The organism is Serratia sp. JSRIV002 (assembly GCF_019968725.1).
In the GTDB taxonomy this organism is placed as follows: Bacteria; Pseudomonadota; Gammaproteobacteria; order Enterobacterales; family Enterobacteriaceae; genus Chania; species Chania fonticola_B.
The window spans coordinates 5848213-5867095 of the sequence record NZ_CP074143.1; the positions used below are offsets into that span (position 1 = coordinate 5848213).

The 18883-nt window shown below is 54.2% G+C and carries 21 protein-coding genes; 8 read left to right on the plus strand and 13 right to left on the minus strand.

Going from position 1 to position 18883, the window contains the following annotated elements; translation table 11 throughout:
• The first annotated feature begins 142 nt into the window (after window positions 1-142).
• Window positions 143-730: a DUF1454 family protein gene (locus KGP26_RS27400; protein WP_209529740.1), complete on the plus strand. Its 588-nt coding sequence runs from the start codon at window positions 143-145 to the stop codon at window positions 728-730.
• A 127-nt stretch (window positions 731-857) separates the two neighbouring features.
• The gene (gene tpiA / locus KGP26_RS27405; RefSeq protein ID WP_021181878.1) at window positions 858-1625 is read left to right on the plus strand and encodes a triose-phosphate isomerase; all 768 of its coding nucleotides are present in this window, start codon (window positions 858-860) and stop codon (window positions 1623-1625) included.
• A 65-nt stretch (window positions 1626-1690) separates the two neighbouring features.
• Here the strand turns inward: tpiA and KGP26_RS27410 are convergent, their stop codons facing one another.
• The 4 genes from KGP26_RS27410 to cpxP all read right to left on the minus strand — a co-directional run bounded on the left by KGP26_RS27410 (window position 1691) and on the right by cpxP (window position 5788).
• A complete protein-coding gene (locus KGP26_RS27410) occupies window positions 1691-2680 on the minus strand; it encodes a sulfate ABC transporter substrate-binding protein (protein WP_021807231.1) in 990 nt (329 codons plus the stop codon).
• Between the two features lie 179 nt (window positions 2681-2859).
• Window positions 2860-3822, minus strand: a complete 963-nt coding sequence (gene pfkA, locus KGP26_RS27415; RefSeq protein ID WP_021181876.1) for a 6-phosphofructokinase — start codon at window positions 3820-3822, stop codon at window positions 2860-2862.
• 233 nt (window positions 3823-4055) lie between these two features.
• Window positions 4056-4958 (minus strand): CDF family cation-efflux transporter FieF, encoded by a 903-nt coding sequence (gene fieF, locus KGP26_RS27420; protein WP_021807232.1) that lies wholly within the window; start codon window positions 4956-4958, stop codon window positions 4056-4058.
• A gap of 335 nt (window positions 4959-5293) precedes the next feature.
• On the minus strand, window positions 5294-5788 hold the full coding sequence (gene cpxP, locus KGP26_RS27425; RefSeq protein ID WP_021181874.1) for a cell-envelope stress modulator CpxP: 495 nt from the start codon (window positions 5786-5788) through the stop codon (window positions 5294-5296).
• Window positions 5789-5937: 149 nt separating this feature from the next.
• Here cpxP and cpxR point away from each other — a divergent pair, with 149 nt between their 5' ends.
• Genes cpxR through trmL form a run of 3 tightly spaced genes read left to right on the plus strand, consistent with a single transcriptional unit; the run spans window position 5938 to window position 8534 of the window.
• The gene (gene cpxR, locus KGP26_RS27430; protein WP_021181873.1) at window positions 5938-6636 is read left to right on the plus strand and encodes an envelope stress response regulator transcription factor CpxR; all 699 of its coding nucleotides are present in this window, start codon (window positions 5938-5940) and stop codon (window positions 6634-6636) included.
• A complete protein-coding gene (cpxA, locus tag KGP26_RS27435; protein WP_059199350.1) occupies window positions 6633-8003 on the plus strand; it encodes an envelope stress sensor histidine kinase CpxA in 1371 nt (456 codons plus the stop codon). Before cpxR ends, cpxA begins: the two co-directional genes overlap by 4 nt.
• 57 nt (window positions 8004-8060) lie before the next feature.
• Window positions 8061-8534 carry a tRNA (uridine(34)/cytosine(34)/5-carboxymethylaminomethyluridine(34)-2'-O)-methyltransferase TrmL gene (trmL, locus tag KGP26_RS27440; protein ID WP_179248759.1) on the plus strand — a complete coding sequence of 158 codons (474 nt, stop codon included), beginning with the start codon at window positions 8061-8063 and terminating at the stop codon, window positions 8532-8534.
• A 68-nt stretch (window positions 8535-8602) separates the two neighbouring features.
• Here the strand turns inward: trmL and KGP26_RS27445 are convergent, their stop codons facing one another.
• The 9 genes from KGP26_RS27445 to KGP26_RS27485 form a co-directional block, all read right to left on the minus strand.
• The gene (locus KGP26_RS27445; RefSeq protein ID WP_223664801.1) at window positions 8603-9058 is read right to left on the minus strand and encodes a GNAT family N-acetyltransferase; all 456 of its coding nucleotides are present in this window, start codon (window positions 9056-9058) and stop codon (window positions 8603-8605) included.
• A 100-nt stretch (window positions 9059-9158) separates the two neighbouring features.
• Window positions 9159-10664 (minus strand): PLP-dependent aminotransferase family protein, encoded by a 1506-nt coding sequence (locus KGP26_RS27450; RefSeq protein ID WP_223664802.1) that lies wholly within the window; start codon window positions 10662-10664, stop codon window positions 9159-9161.
• A 40-nt stretch (window positions 10665-10704) separates the two neighbouring features.
• Complete coding sequence (locus tag KGP26_RS27455) at window positions 10705-10986, minus strand: helix-turn-helix transcriptional regulator (RefSeq protein ID WP_024482898.1); 282 nt, start codon at window positions 10984-10986, stop codon at window positions 10705-10707.
• A complete protein-coding gene (locus tag KGP26_RS27460) occupies window positions 10973-11296 on the minus strand; it encodes a type II toxin-antitoxin system RelE/ParE family toxin (RefSeq protein WP_223664803.1) in 324 nt (107 codons plus the stop codon). The genes KGP26_RS27455 and KGP26_RS27460 overlap by 14 nt, the downstream gene beginning before the upstream one ends.
• Window positions 11297-11481: 185 nt before the next feature.
• Window positions 11482-12303 (minus strand): serine O-acetyltransferase, encoded by an 822-nt coding sequence (gene cysE, locus KGP26_RS27465; RefSeq protein ID WP_021181867.1) that lies wholly within the window; start codon window positions 12301-12303, stop codon window positions 11482-11484.
• Window positions 12304-12401: 98 nt separating this feature from the next.
• A complete protein-coding gene (gene gpsA / locus KGP26_RS27470) occupies window positions 12402-13421 on the minus strand; it encodes an NAD(P)H-dependent glycerol-3-phosphate dehydrogenase (protein WP_223664804.1) in 1020 nt (339 codons plus the stop codon).
• The gene (secB, locus tag KGP26_RS27475) at window positions 13421-13891 is read right to left on the minus strand and encodes a protein-export chaperone SecB (protein ID WP_021181865.1); all 471 of its coding nucleotides are present in this window, start codon (window positions 13889-13891) and stop codon (window positions 13421-13423) included. Before secB ends, gpsA begins: the two co-directional genes overlap by 1 nt.
• 83 nt (window positions 13892-13974) lie before the next feature.
• Window positions 13975-14223 (minus strand): glutaredoxin 3, encoded by a 249-nt coding sequence (grxC, locus tag KGP26_RS27480; protein ID WP_024482902.1) that lies wholly within the window; start codon window positions 14221-14223, stop codon window positions 13975-13977.
• Between the two features lie 26 nt (window positions 14224-14249).
• Window positions 14250-14684, minus strand: a complete 435-nt coding sequence (locus tag KGP26_RS27485; protein WP_021807259.1) for a rhodanese-like domain-containing protein — start codon at window positions 14682-14684, stop codon at window positions 14250-14252.
• 303 nt (window positions 14685-14987) lie between these two features.
• Here KGP26_RS27485 and gpmM point away from each other — a divergent pair, with 303 nt between their 5' ends.
• From gpmM to KGP26_RS27500, 3 genes are read left to right on the plus strand one after another with little or no spacing between them, the layout of a single operon-like run.
• The gene (gene gpmM / locus KGP26_RS27490) at window positions 14988-16532 is read left to right on the plus strand and encodes a 2,3-bisphosphoglycerate-independent phosphoglycerate mutase (RefSeq protein WP_021807260.1); all 1545 of its coding nucleotides are present in this window, start codon (window positions 14988-14990) and stop codon (window positions 16530-16532) included.
• Between the two features lie 9 nt (window positions 16533-16541).
• Window positions 16542-17876: a murein hydrolase activator EnvC gene (envC, locus tag KGP26_RS27495; protein WP_039996198.1), complete on the plus strand. Its 1335-nt coding sequence runs from the start codon at window positions 16542-16544 to the stop codon at window positions 17874-17876.
• Window positions 17877-17878: 2 nt separating this feature from the next.
• On the plus strand, window positions 17879-18829 hold the full coding sequence (locus tag KGP26_RS27500; protein WP_021807262.1) for a divergent polysaccharide deacetylase family protein: 951 nt from the start codon (window positions 17879-17881) through the stop codon (window positions 18827-18829).
• Window positions 18830-18883 lie beyond the last annotated feature (54 nt).

The window sequence follows — 18883 nt, forward strand, 5'->3', positions numbered from 1 at the left end:
CATACCGGGTTGAGCTAGCCCCGGAAAAACGCAGACCATCGCACCGCCTTGCGTCAGCAAACGACAATCACGCGGAATTTTTGACAATTCGCCCAGGTTATCGTTTTAATCGGAGTCATCTTTGTTACCGATGCCGTATACCATGCTGAAAAAAATCATCGTTATAGCCTGCCTGTGCTCCCCCATCGGCAGTGCTTGGGCCGATCCACCGGATACGCCTACCGAAGCCCCGGCGAACGCCCCCTACTTGCTGGCTGGCGCGCCGACCTTCGATCTGACGGTGGTGCAATTTCGCGAAAAGTACAACCGCGACAACCCAACGCTGCCGATTGGTGAATTCCGCGTAGTCCCCTCAAGAGAGGATGACTCTCCTTTGCTGACCCGCGCGGCCAGCAAGATTAACGAAAACCTGTACGCCTCTACCGCGCTGGAAAAGGGCACCGGTAAGATTAAAACCCTGCAAATTACCCATTTGCTGTTGCAGGATGGCGAAGAAAAAGCGGCCAAAGCCATCGCAGTGAACTACATGGCAGCCCTGAGCCGCCAGTTTGAACCGACACTCACCGTGGAAGAAAGCATCATCAAGGTGAACAACCTGCTGGAAAAAGGCAAAGGCTCCTACTTCTACCAACAACAGGTCGGGGCAATACGCTATGTGGTAGCAGATAACGGCGATAAGGGGGTAACCTTCGCCGTTGAACCGATTAAGCTAACGCTATCTGAACCCTGATACCCCAGCAATTAATGACAAAAAGCAAAGCCTTTGCACTGATTCATCTCTATACTGTTGGGCAGGTAAACTGCCTGTCCGGCAGTTGTCATTTAGACTCTCGCGTCCCCTTTTTGGAGGAAAACACATGCGTCATCCATTAGTAATGGGTAACTGGAAGCTTAACGGCAGCGTTCACATGGTTAACGAACTGATCGCCGCCTTGCGTAAAGAACTGAGCAGCGTTGACGGTTGTGGCGTTGCCATCGCACCTCCAGTCATGTATCTGGATCTGGCCAAGCACGCACTGGGTGGCAGCCGCATCGCTCTGGGCGCACAGAACGTCGACATCAACCTGTCTGGCGCCTTCACCGGTGAAGTTTCTGCCACCATGCTCAAAGACGTCGGTGCTGAATACATCATCATCGGCCACTCAGAGCGCCGTACCTATCACAAAGAAACCGACGCAGCGATCGCCGAGAAATTTGCCGTGCTGAAAGCCGCTGGCCTGATCCCAGTGCTGTGCATCGGTGAAACCGAAGCAGAAAACGAAGCGGGTAAAACCGAAGAAGTTTGTGCGCGCCAGATCGACGCCGTGCTGAAAACCCAGGGCGCTGAAGCGTTCAAAGGCACCGTCATCGCTTATGAGCCAGTGTGGGCTATCGGTACCGGTAAATCTGCCACCCCAGCGCAAGCTCAGGCAGTACACAAATTTATCCGTGACCATATTGCCAAGCAAGACGCTGCAGTCGCTGCCGAAGTGATCATCCAGTACGGCGGTTCCGTGAACGATAAGAACGCTGCAGAGCTGTTTGCTCAGCCAGACATCGACGGCGCGCTGGTTGGCGGCGCATCACTGAAAGCTGACGCTTTCGCCGTGATCGTCAAAGCCGCTGCCCTGGCGAAAAAAGCCTGATTTTATCCGGCCTGAAATGACAAAACCCCGGTTTCCCGGGGTTTTTTATGGCTCAAAATTGGCGATCAGCGCTTGCTGATTTCGTCAAAAATCCCGCCGGTGGCAAAGTGCACCTTCTGCGCTTCAGTCCAGCCGCCAAAAGTATCATCCACGGTGAACAGTTTCAGTTTTGGAAACTGCTCGGCGAATTTGGCTGCAACGGCTGCATCACGTGGACGGTAGTAGTTGTTGGCCGCAATGGTCTGGCCTTCCGGTGAATACAGATACTTCAGGTAAGCCGTAGCCACATCACGGGTGCCGCGCTTATCAACGACCTTATCCACCACCGATACCGTCGGTTCAGCCAGAATGGATTCGCTCGGGGTGATGATTTCAAACTTGTCTTTACCCAGCTCTTTCTCTGCCAGCAAAGCTTCGTTTTCCCAGGCGATCAGCACATCACCGATGCCGCGCTCAACGAAGGTATTGGTTGCGCCACGTGCACCGGAATCCAACACTTCCACATTTCGGTACAGCTGTTTGACGAACTCCTGAGCCTTGGCTTTATCGCCACCGTTCTTGTGCAGAGCATAACCCCAGGCAGCCAGATAGTTCCAACGGGCACCGCCAGAGGTTTTCGGGTTCGGTGTAATAACCGACACGCCAGGCTTCACCAGGTCAGCCCAATCATGGATCTGTTTTGGATTATCCTTACGCACCAGGAAAACGATGGTCGAGGTGTAAGGTGCCGAGTTGTCTGGCAGGCGCTTGATCCACGCTTTATCAATACGACCACGCTCGGCAATCGCGTCCACGTCGTATGCCAACGCCAGCGTGACCACATCCGCTTCGATGCCGTTAATCACCGAGGTCGCCTGCTTGCCGGAACCGCCGTGTGACTGACGCACGGTAACCTTATCGCCGGTCTGCTGCTGCCAATACTTACCAAACGCCGTGTTATATTCCTGGTAGAACTCACGCGTAGGATCGTATGAGACGTTCAGCAGTTGAATATCTTTCGCCATAGCACCCGATGCCAACAGCAGTAAAGTCAGACCCACACCCCATTTTTGCATTGCCGTTCCCCCAGAAAATGACGCAACCTCAAGCGGTTGATTTAGCATCAAAGCCTGCCAGAAACTTCCCTCACAATTAAAGAATAAAAAATGTTGTACTAGACCATTCTGGAATATAGCGGCTACCGATAAAAAAAAGCCCCCAACAAAGGAGGCTATTTCGCGGCGTTCAAGCTGGATTAGTACAGCTTTTTCGCCGTTTCCAACCAGTCACCCTTGAACGGACGCTTCATGTTTTCGATCGCGTCAACGATGTCGTGGTGCACCATCTTCTCGTTCTGGATCCCTACGCAGCGGCCACCGTAACCTTGCAGCAGCAGGTCGATGGAGTACGCGCCCATGCGGGAAGCCAGAATACGGTCGTAAGCAACCGGTGAACCACCACGCTGGATGTGGCCCAATACGGTAGCACGGGTTTCACGCTTGGTTTCCTGCTCGATATGGCGTGCCAGTTCGTCGATATCACAGATATGCTCGGTGATCGCCACGATGGCATGCTTTTTACCTTTGGCGATACCGGCTTTGATTTCGTCAACCAGATCGTCACGGCTGAATTCGATTTCCGGCAGAACGATAAATTCACAACCACCGGCAATGGCCGCCGCCAGGGTCAGGTCGCCACAGTAACGCCCCATCACTTCCACGATAGAGATACGTTGGTGTGATGAAGAGGTATCGCGCAGGCGGTCAATGGCTTCCACCACGGTTTCCAACGCGGTGAAGTAACCGATGGTGTAGTCGGTGCCTGCAACGTCGTTATCGATGGTGCCAGGCAAACCGATGCAAGGGAAACCCTCTTCGGTCAGGCGCTTCGCCCCCATGTAGGAGCCGTCACCACCGATGACCACCAGCGCATCAATGCCGCGGTTTTTCAGGTTTTCAATCGCCTTGGCGCGCACGCTGTCATCCCTGAATTCTGGAAAACGCGCAGAACCCAGGAAGGTGCCGCCGCGGTTGATCATATCAGACACGCTATAGCGGTCTAATTGCTCCATACGATCTTCGTACAAACCAAGGTAGCCATCGTAAATACCAAATACTTCCAGACCTTCTGTGAGCGCGGCACGCACAACGCCACGAATGGCAGCGTTCATACCTGGGGCGTCACCGCCACTCGTCAGTACACCGATTTTCTTGATCATGACTACCTCTGAACTGTAGATGCAATTTCTTAAGAATTCTGTATTCGCCGACTCACCGGGTATCTCTCCAACGGCGCAAAACCAGCTTTACGGCTTTTATTGCTGGATATTATAACAAAAACACCCAGCTGAATTGATTCAGGTCACGCAACATCAAGGAAAAAACTTCACATGGCACGGCGTGCTAACACCGTGTTTTCTCAATCCACCCAACATTGACCTATGTCAGTTGATTATAGTTCCCAATGCCCCTGTCGGCCCTGAGGAACAACAGAACAGGGATCTTGGTGAATAATCACGTCGGCTCCGGGGAAACGATGCAACAATGCCTGCTCCACCTGTTCTGCCAGAATATGCGCCTGCATCAACGGCAGGGTGTCTTCCATTTCCAGATGCAACTGGATAAACCGCGTTGGCCCAGACTGCCGCGTACGCAGATCGTGGGCACCTTTGATACCCGGCCAAGACGATACCACATCGATAATTGCCTGACGCTCTTCATCCGGCAAGGCGCGATCCAGCAGGGACTGCACCGCCTCGTACCCCATACGCAGCGCGCTATAGAGAATATAAACCCCAATGCCCAGGGCAAACAGCGCGTCCGCACGATGAAATCCGTACCAGCTTAGCCCAAGTGCTATCAAAATAGCACCATTCATCATCACATCTGACTGATAATGCAGCATATCGGCCCGTACCGCCTGGCTGCGCGTTTTTCTGACTACCCAACGTTGATAGGTCACCAGGATGAAAGTGCTAATCAACGCAATGATAGTTACAGCTACCCCTATGCCCGGCGAATTCAGGGGCTGCGGGGAATACAGATGCTGGAAGCCGGTCAAGAACAGGAACAGGGCAGAACCGGAGATAAACATGCTTTGCGCCAGCGCCGCCAGCGACTCGGCCTTGCCATGGCCAAAGGTGTGCTCTTCATCAGCCGGCTGCAACGAGTAGCGTACCACCAGCAGGTTGGTTAACGATGCGGCAATATCCATCAACGAATCCACTAAAGCCGCCAACAGGCTGACCGACCCGGTGAGATACCAGGCAACAATCTTGATCAACAGTAGAATGGAAGCCATTCCGGTGGCGGCTAAAGCAGCGGACTGTACCAGCCGCGCATATTGCTGTTCCATAAAAAACCCCAACTAACGTTTATGGGCTTCAGTATAACGGAATGCCGGGTAAAAAAAGTCCCGCCATCATGACGGGATGCGTGTCAGCTAAGCAAAAAAATCTGGCAAAACGTGCAGTAATGTCGCTCTCCCTAGATAAGTATTCATAAGGTATCCAGGTTTGAAGGCGCGTCCACATACTGTCCACACTCAACGGTTTTTGAAAATCCGCAGCCTTCCAGAAAATAGCTAACGAATTGTTTTTTTAAGTGAATTTATTTAATAGGAATAAAAAAAACCCCCTCATCATGAGGGGGAAGACAGGGATGGTGTCTATGGCAAGGAAAAACAGGGGATTACTCGGTCATACTCAACTTCTGGGCAGAAGTTTGCTGCAAACCAGAAATCTGTTGCTTCATCAACTGCACACGCTGCTGATGCTTCTGGTCTAAAACACTTTTTTGCTCTGGCGTCAGCAGGTTATACATTTGGTTGCGTACCCGGGCCATTTCGACCTGGCGCTTAACCTGTTCCTGAGCCATCTTTTCCGCCTGGGCCTGCACGGCGGCTTCATCAAATTTATCTGCGGTGACCAGCTTATGCATGGTTTCCACTTCATCTACATTAACACCAGGCAGATCGTAACGGGCCTGGCGCATCAAATCGCGCATTTGCTGGCGTTGCTGTTCGGTCAAGCGAACGCCGTCGAACATGTGATTCTGGCCAAGCGCTCTCAACAGTGCATCATTAGCAGGAGGTTGGACAGTTTCCGGTGTAGTATCAGCAGCAAAGGCAGCGGTAGAACCAAATGCCAAAATTGATGCCATAACTACTGCGGTCACCTTAACCATTTTTACTCCTCGAGCTTTCTCACTTTGCGAATCAACGAGGAGCAGTGTATCGCTGCACCTGCAAACATGCGTCAGGGCATGTAAAACTACGTAAAGTCATGGAATAGCAACAGTTGATGACGTATTTTGCGTCAGGAGGTAAATCACATATGCACAAAATTCTGTTAGTTGACGACGACCGCGAGCTCACCTCGCTACTGAAAGAACTGCTTGAAATGGAAGGCTTTAACATCGTCGTGGCTCACGACGGTGAACAGGCGTTGTCGTTACTGGACAGCTCCATCGATCTGCTGTTGCTCGATATCATGATGCCGAAGAAAAACGGTATCGATACGCTGAAAGAATTGCGTCAGCACCACCAGACTCCGGTGATCATGCTCACCGCTCGCGGCAGCGAATTGGACCGGGTACTTGGCCTGGAACTCGGTGCGGACGACTATCTGGCAAAACCCTTTAACGATCGCGAACTGGTTGCGCGCATCCGGGCCATTCTGCGCCGTTCCAACTGGAGCGAACAGCAACAGAATGTGGATACCAGCGCACCTACGCTGGATGTTGACGGCCTGCAGCTGAACCCCGGCCGCCAGGAAGCCAGCTTCGACGGGCAGGTGCTGGATCTGACGGGCACCGAATTTACCCTGTTATATCTGCTGGCACAGCATCTCGGCCAGGTAGTATCCCGTGAACTCCTCAGCCAGGAAGTGCTGGGCAAACGCCTGACGCCGTTCGATCGCGCCATTGATATGCATATCTCCAACCTGCGGCGCAAACTGCCGGACCGCAAAGATGGGCATCCTTGGTTCAAAACCCTGCGCGGACGGGGCTACTTGATGGTATCTGCAGCATGATCAACAGCTTGACGGCACGCATCTTCGCCATTTTCTGGTTCACATTGGCCCTGGTGCTGATGTTGGTGTTGATGGTGCCCAAACTCGACTCCCGCCAAATGACCACGCTGCTGGAAAGTGAACAGCGGCAGGGGTTGATGCTGGAACAGCATGTCGAAGCCGAACTGCAAAACGATCCGGCCAACGATCTGATGTGGTGGCGCCGCCTGTTCCGCGCCATCGAAAAATGGGCACCGCCGGGCCAGCGCCTGTTGTTGGTGACCAGCGAAGGGCGAGTGATCGGCGCGCAGCGCAACGAAATGCAGATCGTGCGCAACTTTATCGGCCAGTCGGACAACTCCGACCAACCGCAAAAGAAAAAATATGGCCGCGTCGAGCTGGTTGGCCCGTTCTCGGTGCGCGATGGTGAAGACAACTACCAGTTGTACCTGATCCGCCCGGCCAGCAGCTCGCAGTCCGATTTTATCAACCTGATGTTCGACCGGCCGCTGCTGCTGCTGATCGTCACCATGCTGATCAGTGCCCCACTGTTGCTGTGGCTGGCCTGGAGTCTTGCCAAACCGGCGCGTAAGTTGAAAAATGCCGCCGATGATGTAGCCCGTGGCAACCTTAAGCAACACCCTGAGCTGGAAGCCGGGCCGCAGGAGTTCCTTGCCACCGGGGCCAGTTTCAACCAGATGATCAGCGCGCTCGAAAGGATGATGACGGCCCAGCAACGGCTGATCTCCGATATCTCCCACGAGTTGCGCACCCCGTTAACGCGTCTGCAGCTGGCAACCGCCCTGATGCGCCGCCGCCACGGTGAAGGCCATGAGCTGGCGCGTATCGAAACCGAAGCCCAACGCCTGGATTCGATGATTAACGACCTGCTGTTGCTATCCCGTGGCCAACAGAAGAGCGAGCTGGTGCGCGAACTGCTGAAGGCCAACGAACTGTGGGCCGACGTGCTGGACAACGCCAGTTTCGAAGCCGAACAGATGGGCAAACAGCTGGAGGTCACCTCCCCTCCAGGCCCATGGACGATTTACGGCAACGCAGGTGCCCTGGACAGTGCGCTGGAGAATATCGTGCGTAATGCCCTGCGTTATTCCGATACGCGCATCGCGGTGGCATTCAGCGCCGATAATCAGGGGATCACCATCGTGGTGGATGATGATGGCCCAGGTGTCAGCCCGGAAGATCGTGAGCAGATTTTCCGGCCGTTCTATCGCACCGATGAAGCACGCGATCGCCAATCCGGCGGTACCGGGTTGGGCTTGGCCATCGTCGAATCCGCCGTCAATCAGCATCGCGGCTGGGTGAAAGCGGAAGACAGCCCGCTAGGTGGCCTGCGTCTGGTGTTATGGTTGCCGCTGCATCAGCGTTAATCGCCAGCACCCAAAGATTTTGCTATTCTGCGCCCCTCGTCATGAGGGGCTTTTTACATGCTGAATATCGTTTTATTTGAACCTGAAATTCCGCCGAACACCGGCAACATCATTCGCCTGTGTGCCAACACCGGTTTCCAACTGCATCTGATCGAACCTATGGGCTTCCCGTGGGACGACAAACGCCTGCGCCGTGCCGGGTTGGATTATCACGAATTTGCCTGCATCAAGCGTCATGCCGACTACTCCGCCTTCCTCGCCAGCGAAAATCCACAGCGGCTGTTTGCCCTGACCACCAAAGGCACACCGGCGCATAGCGCAGTCAGCTATCAGGCTGGGGATTATCTGCTGTTTGGCCCGGAAACCCGTGGACTGCCCGCCAGCATTCTGGATGCCTTGCCCGCACAGCAGAAGATCCGTATTCCCATGCAAGCCCAAAGCCGCAGCATGAATCTGTCCAATGCCGTCTCGGTGGTGGTTTACGAAGCCTGGCGCCAACTGGGTTATGCGGGCGCACTGCTTAAAGAGTAATCCCTATTGGGCGATCGCCTGCCAGCCAGGCGACGGTTAAACCCCGTCGCCTTATTTTTAACACCGTACTATTTTTTACTATAAATAATAAACGAGGTTCTTTGGCCGATTTTATCGTATAGCGAACGGGCAGAAGAATTGAACTCCTGGGTCATCCAGTAAACACGGCTTGACTCTCTCACTTCCGCCTGTTGATAAGCTTCATTAAATAAGCTCTCCGCTACGTTTTGTCCCCGCGCGCTTTTATCAACGAACAGATCTTCAATATAACAATAGTTTTTATCGCTCCACGTCGAGGCGTGATAAACCAAATGCATAAAGCCTAGGATCTGCCCCTGATCGTTAACGGCGACCAGGCCGACCAAATCCTGTTTTTGGCACAGGCGGATAAAGGTTTTTTCGGTAATTTCGGCGCTGACATCGGCACGATAAAAGTGCAGATACTGCTGCCACAGATGTTCCCAACCCGCTCTATCTGAAGCGATTATTTCCCTGATGGTAACGCTATTTTTAGTCATCAACATAGTCCTACCCCTGCATGTTCAAAGTGGCGCAAGTATAGGCGATGCCATAGGGTGGGGTTAATGGACCAATCCGTGATAGACACCGGACCATTTCAAGTGGCTAATTAAGCCTCTCGTTTAAACAGCGCGTTAGCAACTGGGAAAACTGCTCGACGTTATAGGCTATCTCAATAGGATCCAGAGCCGCGAAACCCAGCAGCCAGCCAGATAAGGGAATATCTGCAGTACAAAACTCGGCAACGCTTCTAAGCGTTAAATTATACTCAGAAGCGCGATGGGCAACAGCTTGCTCAAGCTGTTTACTTTCCACCAGGCAGAGTATTTGCAAGCCGCAGTTAGGCACTATAACCTTCACCTTTAAGCCGCAGTGCTTGTTGATCTCATTAATAAACAGCGCCGCACGGGATGAATATATTTTCTTCATGGTCAGGACATGTTCTCGATAATGTCCCTGCATAATGAATTTTGCCAGCGTACGCTGAGCGATCCCCGAAACCTGGCTGTCCGTATTCGCCCGCGCGGTGGTCATGGGTTTTACCAGCGCTTCTGGCAGTACCATATAAGCCACATGCAGATCCGGGAACAGGGTTTTACTGAAGGTGCCCATATAAATGGTGCGCTGATGGGGGTCTAACCCCTGCAAACAGGCCGTCGCAATGCCTTGGTAGTGAAACTCGCTGTCATAATCATCTTCGATGATCCACATATCCCGTGTTTTAGCCGCCTCAATTAATGCCAACCGCCTGGCCAGCGAAAGTGCTCGCCCGGTAGGATATTGGTTAGAAGGGGTGACATAGACAAATTTGCCGTTAGCCTGAGAGCGAATGATTTCATCGGTACAGATCCCCTGCTCATCCACGGTAATCGGGATAGGCTTTAGCTGGGCCGCCCGCAAGGCCTTAATCGCACCGGTATACCCCGGATTTTCGATAAAGACGCTATCGCCAGCATCCGCCAGGACCTGCGCACATAAAGACAGCGATTGCTGCGTACTGCTCACAATCAGAATTCGATCGGCCTGCGCCTTCACGCCCCGCTCGGCCAGCAGGAAATCGCAAATCGCCTCCCGCAGGTGAATATTGCCCTGCAAGTTGCTGCCCGCCGAGATAGACAGCCCCTCTTCTTTGACGGTTTGCTGATATAGCCTGAGCCAGGTATGGATCGGAAAATTGCGGGTTTCAGGCATGCCGGGGCTAAATGCCCGCTGCTGGGGCAAGTTGCCTGATTCAGGCCTGGTATGCTGTGACGATCTCCGGCTCAATGTAACCTGGCCGCCGAAAGATGCAACTGAGTGCTCGCTAGTCAGGCCCAGCAAAGGTTGCTGTCTTTGGGCGACAAAGCTTCCCCGCCCCACCTCTCTGCAGACGTATCCCTCGGTTTCCAGCGCCGTATAACAGTTCTCAATGGTCCCTCGAGATAACTGCAGTGAGGCTGCCAACGCACGGCTGGCCGGTAAACGTTGGCCGGTGATGAACTCACCCTGCTGGATCATCGTCTTGAAAGCAGCAGCCAGCGCCGTAGTTAATGAAACTTCGGGGACTGTTTGCTTGGCGAGGTTTTTTTGCAGCAAGAGAGTCTGGAGCTGCTTTTCGGTCAGGCGGTTCAAGGCGCAGCTCCACGGAGAGAGAAAATAACGCTGTCGTTAATCAGAAGGAAATCGTCACATGATCAATACCGCAAGCTTTTGCATAGCGAGCAATGGTTTCAACGCTCGATTTCGTTACGTTGTTTTCCATTCTGCTGACTGTTGAAGCATTCACACCCATTGCCTTTGCGACTTGTGCACTAGTAAGTCCTGCGATATTTCGCCACTCTGCCAAGGTTGCCTGCAAACGCTCTTTGCGCATTTCATCCTCAATCGCAGCCTTAAACTCGCTGTTTTCCATCATCTCGGCCTGAACTTGCGAATGTGTTTTATACTTTGTCATTGATCATTTCCTCCAGTCGCTGCATGGCCAGATCTATCTCATTTCTTGGTGTTTTTGGCGTCTTTTTAATAAAAATTCTGAGCATAAAGATCCTCTCACCCTTCTGATAAACCCACATGCCACGTGCGATATCTTTGCCCATGGAACGGATCTCATAGAGTCCATTACCTAGGGGCTTTGTATCTGGTTCTCTCAGTTGTCGGGGATCACTTTCAAGCTTGCTGATAATCCGGGACAGTTTTGCCGCAACGGTCGGGGGCAACGCCTTCAATTCCTTTTCCGCTTCGTAGTGATAGATTACTGTAAGCATCTTTCCATCCCTGTGTCTTTGCCACTATTGCACTATAATGCAACTTGCATTGTAGTGCAATTTTCATGTCTTTCTTCAGGGGGACACACAGGGATAAACCGGTATGTGATTTTGTTTCCACATGCCGGTTTACAAGGGGTTTAGTGGGTATTAGAGATAATTAGCAATAACGACTGAAAAGCTATTCAGATACCGTCGCCGTACTCAAACCCGTGATTGGCACCGTTGAAGTACTGGTCCATATCCATCGATGGCGTATCGCTCTCCGGGCGGCCAACAATACGTGCGGGCACGCCTGCGGCGGTAGTATGTGGTGGCACGGGCTGTAGCACCACGGAACCGGCACCGATCTTGGCCCCTTTGCCCACTTCGATATTGCCGAGGATTTTAGCCCCCGCACCAATCATCACGCCTTCGCGGATTTTAGGGTGGCGATCGCCGCTGGTTTTGCCTGTCCCGCCCAGGGTTACCGACTGCAGGATAGAGACGTTATTCTCCACCACGGCGGTTTCACCGATCACAATGCCGGTGGCGTGGTCGAGCATGATGCCGCAGCCGATGGTAGCCGCCGGGTGAATATCCACCCCAAAGGCAACCGAGATTTGATTTTGCAGGTAGATCGCCAATGCCTGACGGCCCTGCATCCACAACCAATGGCCGATACGGTATGCCTGCAAGGCATGGAAACCTTTCAGGTATAGCAACGGCGTTGAATATTTATCTACTGCGGGGTCGCGCAGCCGCACCGCCAGAATATCGCGGGCCGCTGAGACGATCATTTGAGCGTCGGAACGATAGGCGTCTTCCACCACCTCACGCACGGCGATTGCCGGCATGATCGGATTAGCCAGTTTGTTCGCCAGAATGTAGCTGAGCGCACTGCCCAGATTTTCATGCTTGAGCAAGGTCGCGTGGAAAAAGCTAGCCAGCATCGGTTCACAATCTGCCAGTGCTCTCGCCTCTGATTTAATGCTGCTCCAGACCTGTTCTAACTCTTCTGACGACATCGCTTCCTCTCTGCCAAAACAGGCTGCCCCGCCTGATCCCGGCAGGGTAACCTAATCAAATTGTCGTGACGCGATACATTGCTGCACCGCAGCCAAGGTCAGGCACTGTGCTTTTCGTCTTTCTTGGTGCGCCCAAGTAGAGTCAACGCTGCCTCGCGGGCATTTTTATTACAGTACAGCACCTGATAGATCTGTTCGGTGATCGGCATTTCCACGCCAAAGCGCTGCGCCAGTGCCAATACCTCTTTGGTATTGCGATAGCCTTCAACCACCTGGCCGATGCTATCCTGCGCTTCCTGCACGCCCTTGCCTTGCCCCAGCATAATACCGAAACGACGGTTGCGCGATTGATTATCCGTGCAGGTTAACACCAGATCGCCCAACCCAGCCATGCCCATAAAGGTGGAAGGATCGGCACCCAATGCCGAACCGAGACGGCTCATTTCTGCCAGACCACGGGTGATCAATGCGGTACGCGCGTTGGCACCAAAACCGATACCGTCGGACATACCGGCACCGATGGCAATCACGTTTTTCACCGCGCCGCCCAGCTGTACCCCGATGAAATCCGGGTTGCTGTAAACGCGGAAGCTTTTGCCACAGTGCAACAGCTGCTGTAAATCTTCGGCAAACTGCTCGTCGGTGGCGGCGAGGGCGATCGCCGTTGGCAATCCGGCCGCCAGCTCTTTGGCAAACGTTGGCCCAGAAACGACCGCCAGTGGGATGGTATCCCCCAGAGCCTCACGAGCCACGTCTTGCAACAGCCGCCCCGTTTCCGCTTCCAGACCTTTGGTCGCCCATACGATGCGGGCATCCGGGCGCAGGTGAGGTTTCAACTGACGCAATACGTCACCAAACACGTGGCTAGGCACCACCACCAGCACATCACGGCTGGCCGCTAATGCACGAGCAAGGTCGGTTTCGAGCAACAGGGCATCGGGGAAAGGAACGCCGGGAAGGAACGCCTGATTGCAGCGATCGCGCTGCAGAATCTGGATCTGCTCGGGGTTATGCCCCCACAGCACTACCGGGTGGCCATTACGCGCCAGCGTAATGGCTAAAGCGGTGCCGTACGAGCCGGCACCGATTACAGTCATTGAAGCATTGACGGTATTCATCAGGCATCCTGATGAGGTTCAGCGCTTTCGCCTTCCGCCTGCTGCTGCAAATAGCTCATGAACAGCGCGTCAAAGTTTACCGGTGCCAGATTCAACTGCGGGAAGGTACCACGAGAAACCAGGCTGGTGATGCACTCACGCGCATACGGGAACAGGATGTTCGGGCAGTATGCACCCAGGCAATGTGCCAGTTGCGTGCCTTCGATACCGGAGATGGAGAAGATACCTGCCTGCTGAACTTCACACAGGAATGCAGTTTCTTCACCCAGAGAGGCGGTAACGGTAACGCGCAGTACCACTTCGTAGACGTCGTCTGCCAGGTGGCTGGAAGCCGTATCCAGATCGAGCTTAACTTCTGGCTGCCATTCTTGCTGGAATACCTGCGGAGCGTTTGGCGCTTCGAATGAGATATCCTTGGTGTAAATGCGTTGGATCTGGAAAGCCATCTCTGTGCTGTTTTGTTCTGACATGTGTGTAATACCCTTGGTTAACTATCCTTAGAGACACTCAGTGGTTGCAATACCCACATCTTGGCAGTGGGACCGCCGCTGGTTTACAGCAGCGGATCCAGCCCACCGCGAGCATCAAGTGCATGTAAATCATCACAGCCGCCAATATGTTGGCCATCGATGAAAATCTGAGGCACGGTGGTTCGCCCACTGCGCGCGATCATTGCTTCGCGCTTGACGTTATCACCATCGATGGCAATCTCGCTAAACGCAGCTCCCTTGCTGTTCAGCAGCGCCTTGGCGCGATGACAGAACGGGCAGGTTGCCTTGGTGTAGATCTCAATGTTAGCCATGGAAACCCCTTCAATCACACTAAAATTTACTTGCCACGCGCCAACGGCAGGTTTTCCCCACTCCAGCCGGCAATGCCGTCTTTCAGGGTATAGACCTGTTCAAACCCGGCTTTGCTCAGGTTTTCTGCGGGTTCGCGTGAGGTGGTGCCATTGGCACAGACCACGATGACCGGCTGGGCCTTGTGTTTATCCAGTTCGCCGAAGCTGCCGGTTTTGATCTCGCTCGCCGTCAGGTTGATCGCGTTGGCGATATGGCCTCTGCGGAAATCATCACGGGTACGGGTATCGACCACTACCGCATCTTCTTTATTAATCAAGCGAGTAGCTTCACCGCGGGCGATCTCTTTAACCTTGGAGAAACGGCTCTTGAAGGTCATGACGATCACGGCAGCCAGCAGACCGACCCAGGCCAGACTAAGTATGGGGTGCCGGCTAACAAATTGCATAATTTCTTGCAGCATGGGGTGTAACAACTCCCGTCAGTTAAGGGAAAAATAAGTCAAGGTTTCAGAGTATACCTGCCGAATGCGTCAAATACAGCCAATAAGCAAACGGGAATGCAGAAACTGCGGAGTACACTGGAAAATTACCGTCATGACGTTGAGAAAGTCGAGGCTGTTCACCGCATCTTTGATCTCTTTGGGCTCTTTTTAGTCGGTCACAATGTAGTATCATCGGGTTCCAGAGGGTGAATAGCCATCATTCCAGTGCCCACGGGCTGATGGCTATTCACAACTTAAAACGATCATAAAGAGGTTACTGCAATGTCGAGCAAGAAAAAGCCCATGGTACTGGTGATCCTGGACGGTTACGGCCACCGGGAAGAGCAACAGGACAACGCGATCCTGAACGCCAAAACGCCGGTCATGGACCGTCTGTGGCAACAACAGCCGCATACCCTGATTGCCGCTTCCGGTCTGGATGTCGGCCTGCCTGATGGCCAGATGGGTAACTCGGAAGTCGGTCACGTGAACCTCGGCGCTGGCCGCATCGTGTATCAGGACCTGACCCGTCTGGATAAAGAGATTAAAGACGGTGATTTCTTCACCAACGCAACGCTGACCAGCGCCGTCGACAAGGCCGTGAAGGCAGGCAAAGCGGTACACATCATGGGCCTGATGTCCCCTGGTGGCGTCCACAGCCATGAAGATCATATCCTGGCGATGATCAAGCTGGCCGCACAGCGCGGTGCCAAAGCGGTTTACCTGCATGCCTTCCTGGATGGCCGCGACACTCCGCCGCGCAGTGCTGAAAATACACTGAAACGTTTCAGTGACGAATTTGCCACGCTGGGTGCCGGGCGTATCGCCACGGTGATCGGCCGTTACTATGCGATGGATCGTGATAATCGTTGGGACCGCGTACAGCTGGCCTACGATCTGATGACCCAGGCCAAAGGCGAATTCACCGCCGACAACGCCGTGGCCGCGCTGCAGGCTGCCTATGCCCGTGACGAAAACGACGAATTCGTTAAACCAACCGTGATCCAGGCTGCGGGCGAAGCCAGCGCCGAGATGAACGACGGCGACGCGTTAATCTTCATGAACTTCCGTGCCGACCGTGCTCGCCAGATCACCCGCGCCTTCGTCAATGCCGATTTCGACGGCTTCCCACGTAGCAAAGTGGTCAAGTTTGGTGATTTTGTCATGCTGACCGAATACGCCGCCGACATCAAAACCGCCTGTGCCTATCCACCTGCCTCGCTGGCCAACACCTTCGGTGAGTGGCTGATGAAGCATGACAAAACCCAGCTGCGCATTTCGGAAACCGAAAAATACGCCCACGTCACCTTCTTCTATAACGGCGGCGTCGAAGAACCGTTCAAAGGTGAAGACCGTATTCTGATCAACTCGCCAAAAGTGGCCACCTACGATTTACAGCCAGAGATGAGCTCCGCCGAGCTGACCGAAAAGCTGTTGGCAGCCATCCACAGCGGTAAATATGACGCCATCATCTGTAACTACCCGAACGGCGACATGGTTGGCCACACCGGTGTCTATGATGCAGCCGTCAAAGCGGTAGAAACCCTGGATAACTGCATTGCGCAGGTAGTTGAAGCGGTGAAAGCCGTTGACGGCCAACTGCTGGTCACCGCCGATCACGGTAACGCCGAGCAAATGCGCGATCCGGCCACCGGCCAGGCGCACACTGCCCATACCAGCCTGCCAGTGCCGTTGATCTACATCGGTAAAGCCGCCAAAGCGGTGGAAGGTGGCAAACTGTCCGACATCGCTCCAACCATGCTGTCACTGATGGGAATGGAAATCCCGCAAGAGATGACTGGTAAGCCGCTGTTCATCGTGGAATAATCCTTCCCCATGAGGGAGAAGGCGAATTTTGCACTATCAAGGGTAACCCGAAGCGCAAACTCAGGCAGCCAACCGCTGCCTGAACGCTCCGCGCCACGGAAGTTAACCACACTCTGCGCCAGCGTGTTTTTCGCTGGCGCATTGTTGTTGCCATTCACCAGCAACGCCGCGGAAGATAACAAATCCCAGCTCAAAGATATTCAGCAGAGCATCGCGGAAAAAGAAAAAGCGGTTAAACAGCAGCAACAACAGCGCAGTTCGCTGCAAAATCAGCTCAAACTCCAGGAAAAGACCATCGCGCAAGCCAGCCGTTCGCTGCGTGATACCCAAGGTACGCTCGACATACTGGGCAAAGACATTGCCGGGCTGAACACCTCCATCGCCAAGCTACAAACACAGCAGTCCACTCAGCAGGAAATCCTCGCCAAACAGCTCGATGCCGCCTTCCGCCAGGGGCAACACAGCGCCTTGCAATTGGTGCTCAGCGGCGAGGAAACCCAGCGCAGTGAGCGCATGCTGGCTTATTTCGGCTATCTGAACGAAGCACGTCAACAGTCGATTGAACAACTCAAGCAGACCCGCAAGCAATTGGCAGAGCAAAAGAGCTCGCTGGTGGCCAAACAGGGTCAGCAGAAATCCTTGCTTGGCGAGCAACAAACCCAGCAGCAAAAGCTGGAACAGGCGCGCATCGCCCGTAAAAAAACCCTGACCGCGTTAGAAGCCTCGTTGGAAAAAGATCAACAGCGGCTGGTGGAACTGCGCCAGAACGAAAGCCGTCTGCGCGATCAGATCGCCCGTGCCGAACGTGAAGCCCGCGCCCGAGCCGAACGCGAAGCGCGTGAAGCGGCCAAGGTGCGTGAGCAGGTCAAAGTCAAAGAGCAGCAGGCAAAGAAAACCGGCACCAGCTATAAACCGAGCGAAGGTGAGCGTTCACTGATGGCGCGAACCGGCGGTTTGGGCAAGCCTGCGGGGCAAGCCGTATGGCCAGTGCGTGGCCGCATCGAACATCGCTTTGGCGAGCAACTGCAAGGTGAGTTACGCTGGAAAGGCATGGTGATTTCCGCAGCCGAAGGCAGCGAAGTCAAAGCCATTGCCGATGGCCGCGTGCTGCTGGCTGACTGGCTGCAAGGCTATGGCCTGGTGGTCGTGGTCGAACACGGTAAGGGCGATATGAGCCTGTATGGCTATAACCAGAGCGCTTTGGTTAGCGTCGGGGCGCAGGTGCGTGCCGGTCAGCCTATCGCCCTGGTCGGTACCAGCGGTGGTCAGGGAACGCCATCGCTCTATTTCGAAATCCGTCGCCAGGGTCAGGCCGTTAACCCACAGCCGTGGTTGGGAAGATAGATTTGTACTATAGCAAAACGCGTACTGCCCTGTTGTTGAGTGCGCTGCTGTGCGTTAGCGCAGCGCAGGCAGGCAAGCTCTCTATCGTGATCGATGACGTGGGCTATCGCCCACATGAAGAAAATGCCGTACTGCAAATGCCGACGGCGATCTCCGTTGCCGTGCTGCCCAATGCGCCTCACGCCCATCTGATGGCCACCAAAGCCCATAGCCAAGGCCGTGAAGTGCTGATCCACATGCCCATGGCTCCCCTCAGCAAACAGCCGCTGGAGCGCGATACCTTACAACCCTCCATGAGCAGTGAAGAAGTGCAGCGTATCATCCGTAATGCGGTGAATAACGTGCCTTTTGCGGTGGGCATGAACAACCATATGGGCAGCGCCATGACCTCCAGCCTGCCGGGCATGCAAAAGGTCATGCAGGCGCTGGAAAGCTACCATCTCTATTTTCTCGACAGCATGACCATCGGCAACAGCCAGGCCACGCATGCGGCGGCGGGCACCGGCGTGAAGGTGATCAAACGCAAGGTGTTCCTTGACGATACGGCCAACCCGGACGATATCCGCCGCCAGTTTAATCGTGCCGTCGAGCTGGCACGCCGCAACGGATCGGCCATCGCTATCGGCCACCCGCGCCCGGCAACGGTAAAAGTGCTGCAACAGATGCTGGCTACGCTGCCCTCCGACATCGTGCTGGTGAAACCCAGCTCGCTGCTCAATGAACCTCAGCAGAGCGGAAGCGGCTATGTGCCGCCATCCAAGCCACACAAACCGCAGCCGAAAAATCCGTTCACCGGTGGCATCAAGCAGTGCAAAGTTAAATTGCCGCAGGAAGGCGTGAATGCCAGCCATGCGCTGGGCATCATTGCAGAAAGCGTGGCGCAGTCGCCGGTCGTGCTGGTGATCAAACGCCATTGGCAGCACTGGGTAGGTTCGGAGCCAACCAAGCCATAAGATAAAAGGCGGGGCTTACGCTCCGCCTATCATTTAATGACCAAGTAGCCAGGA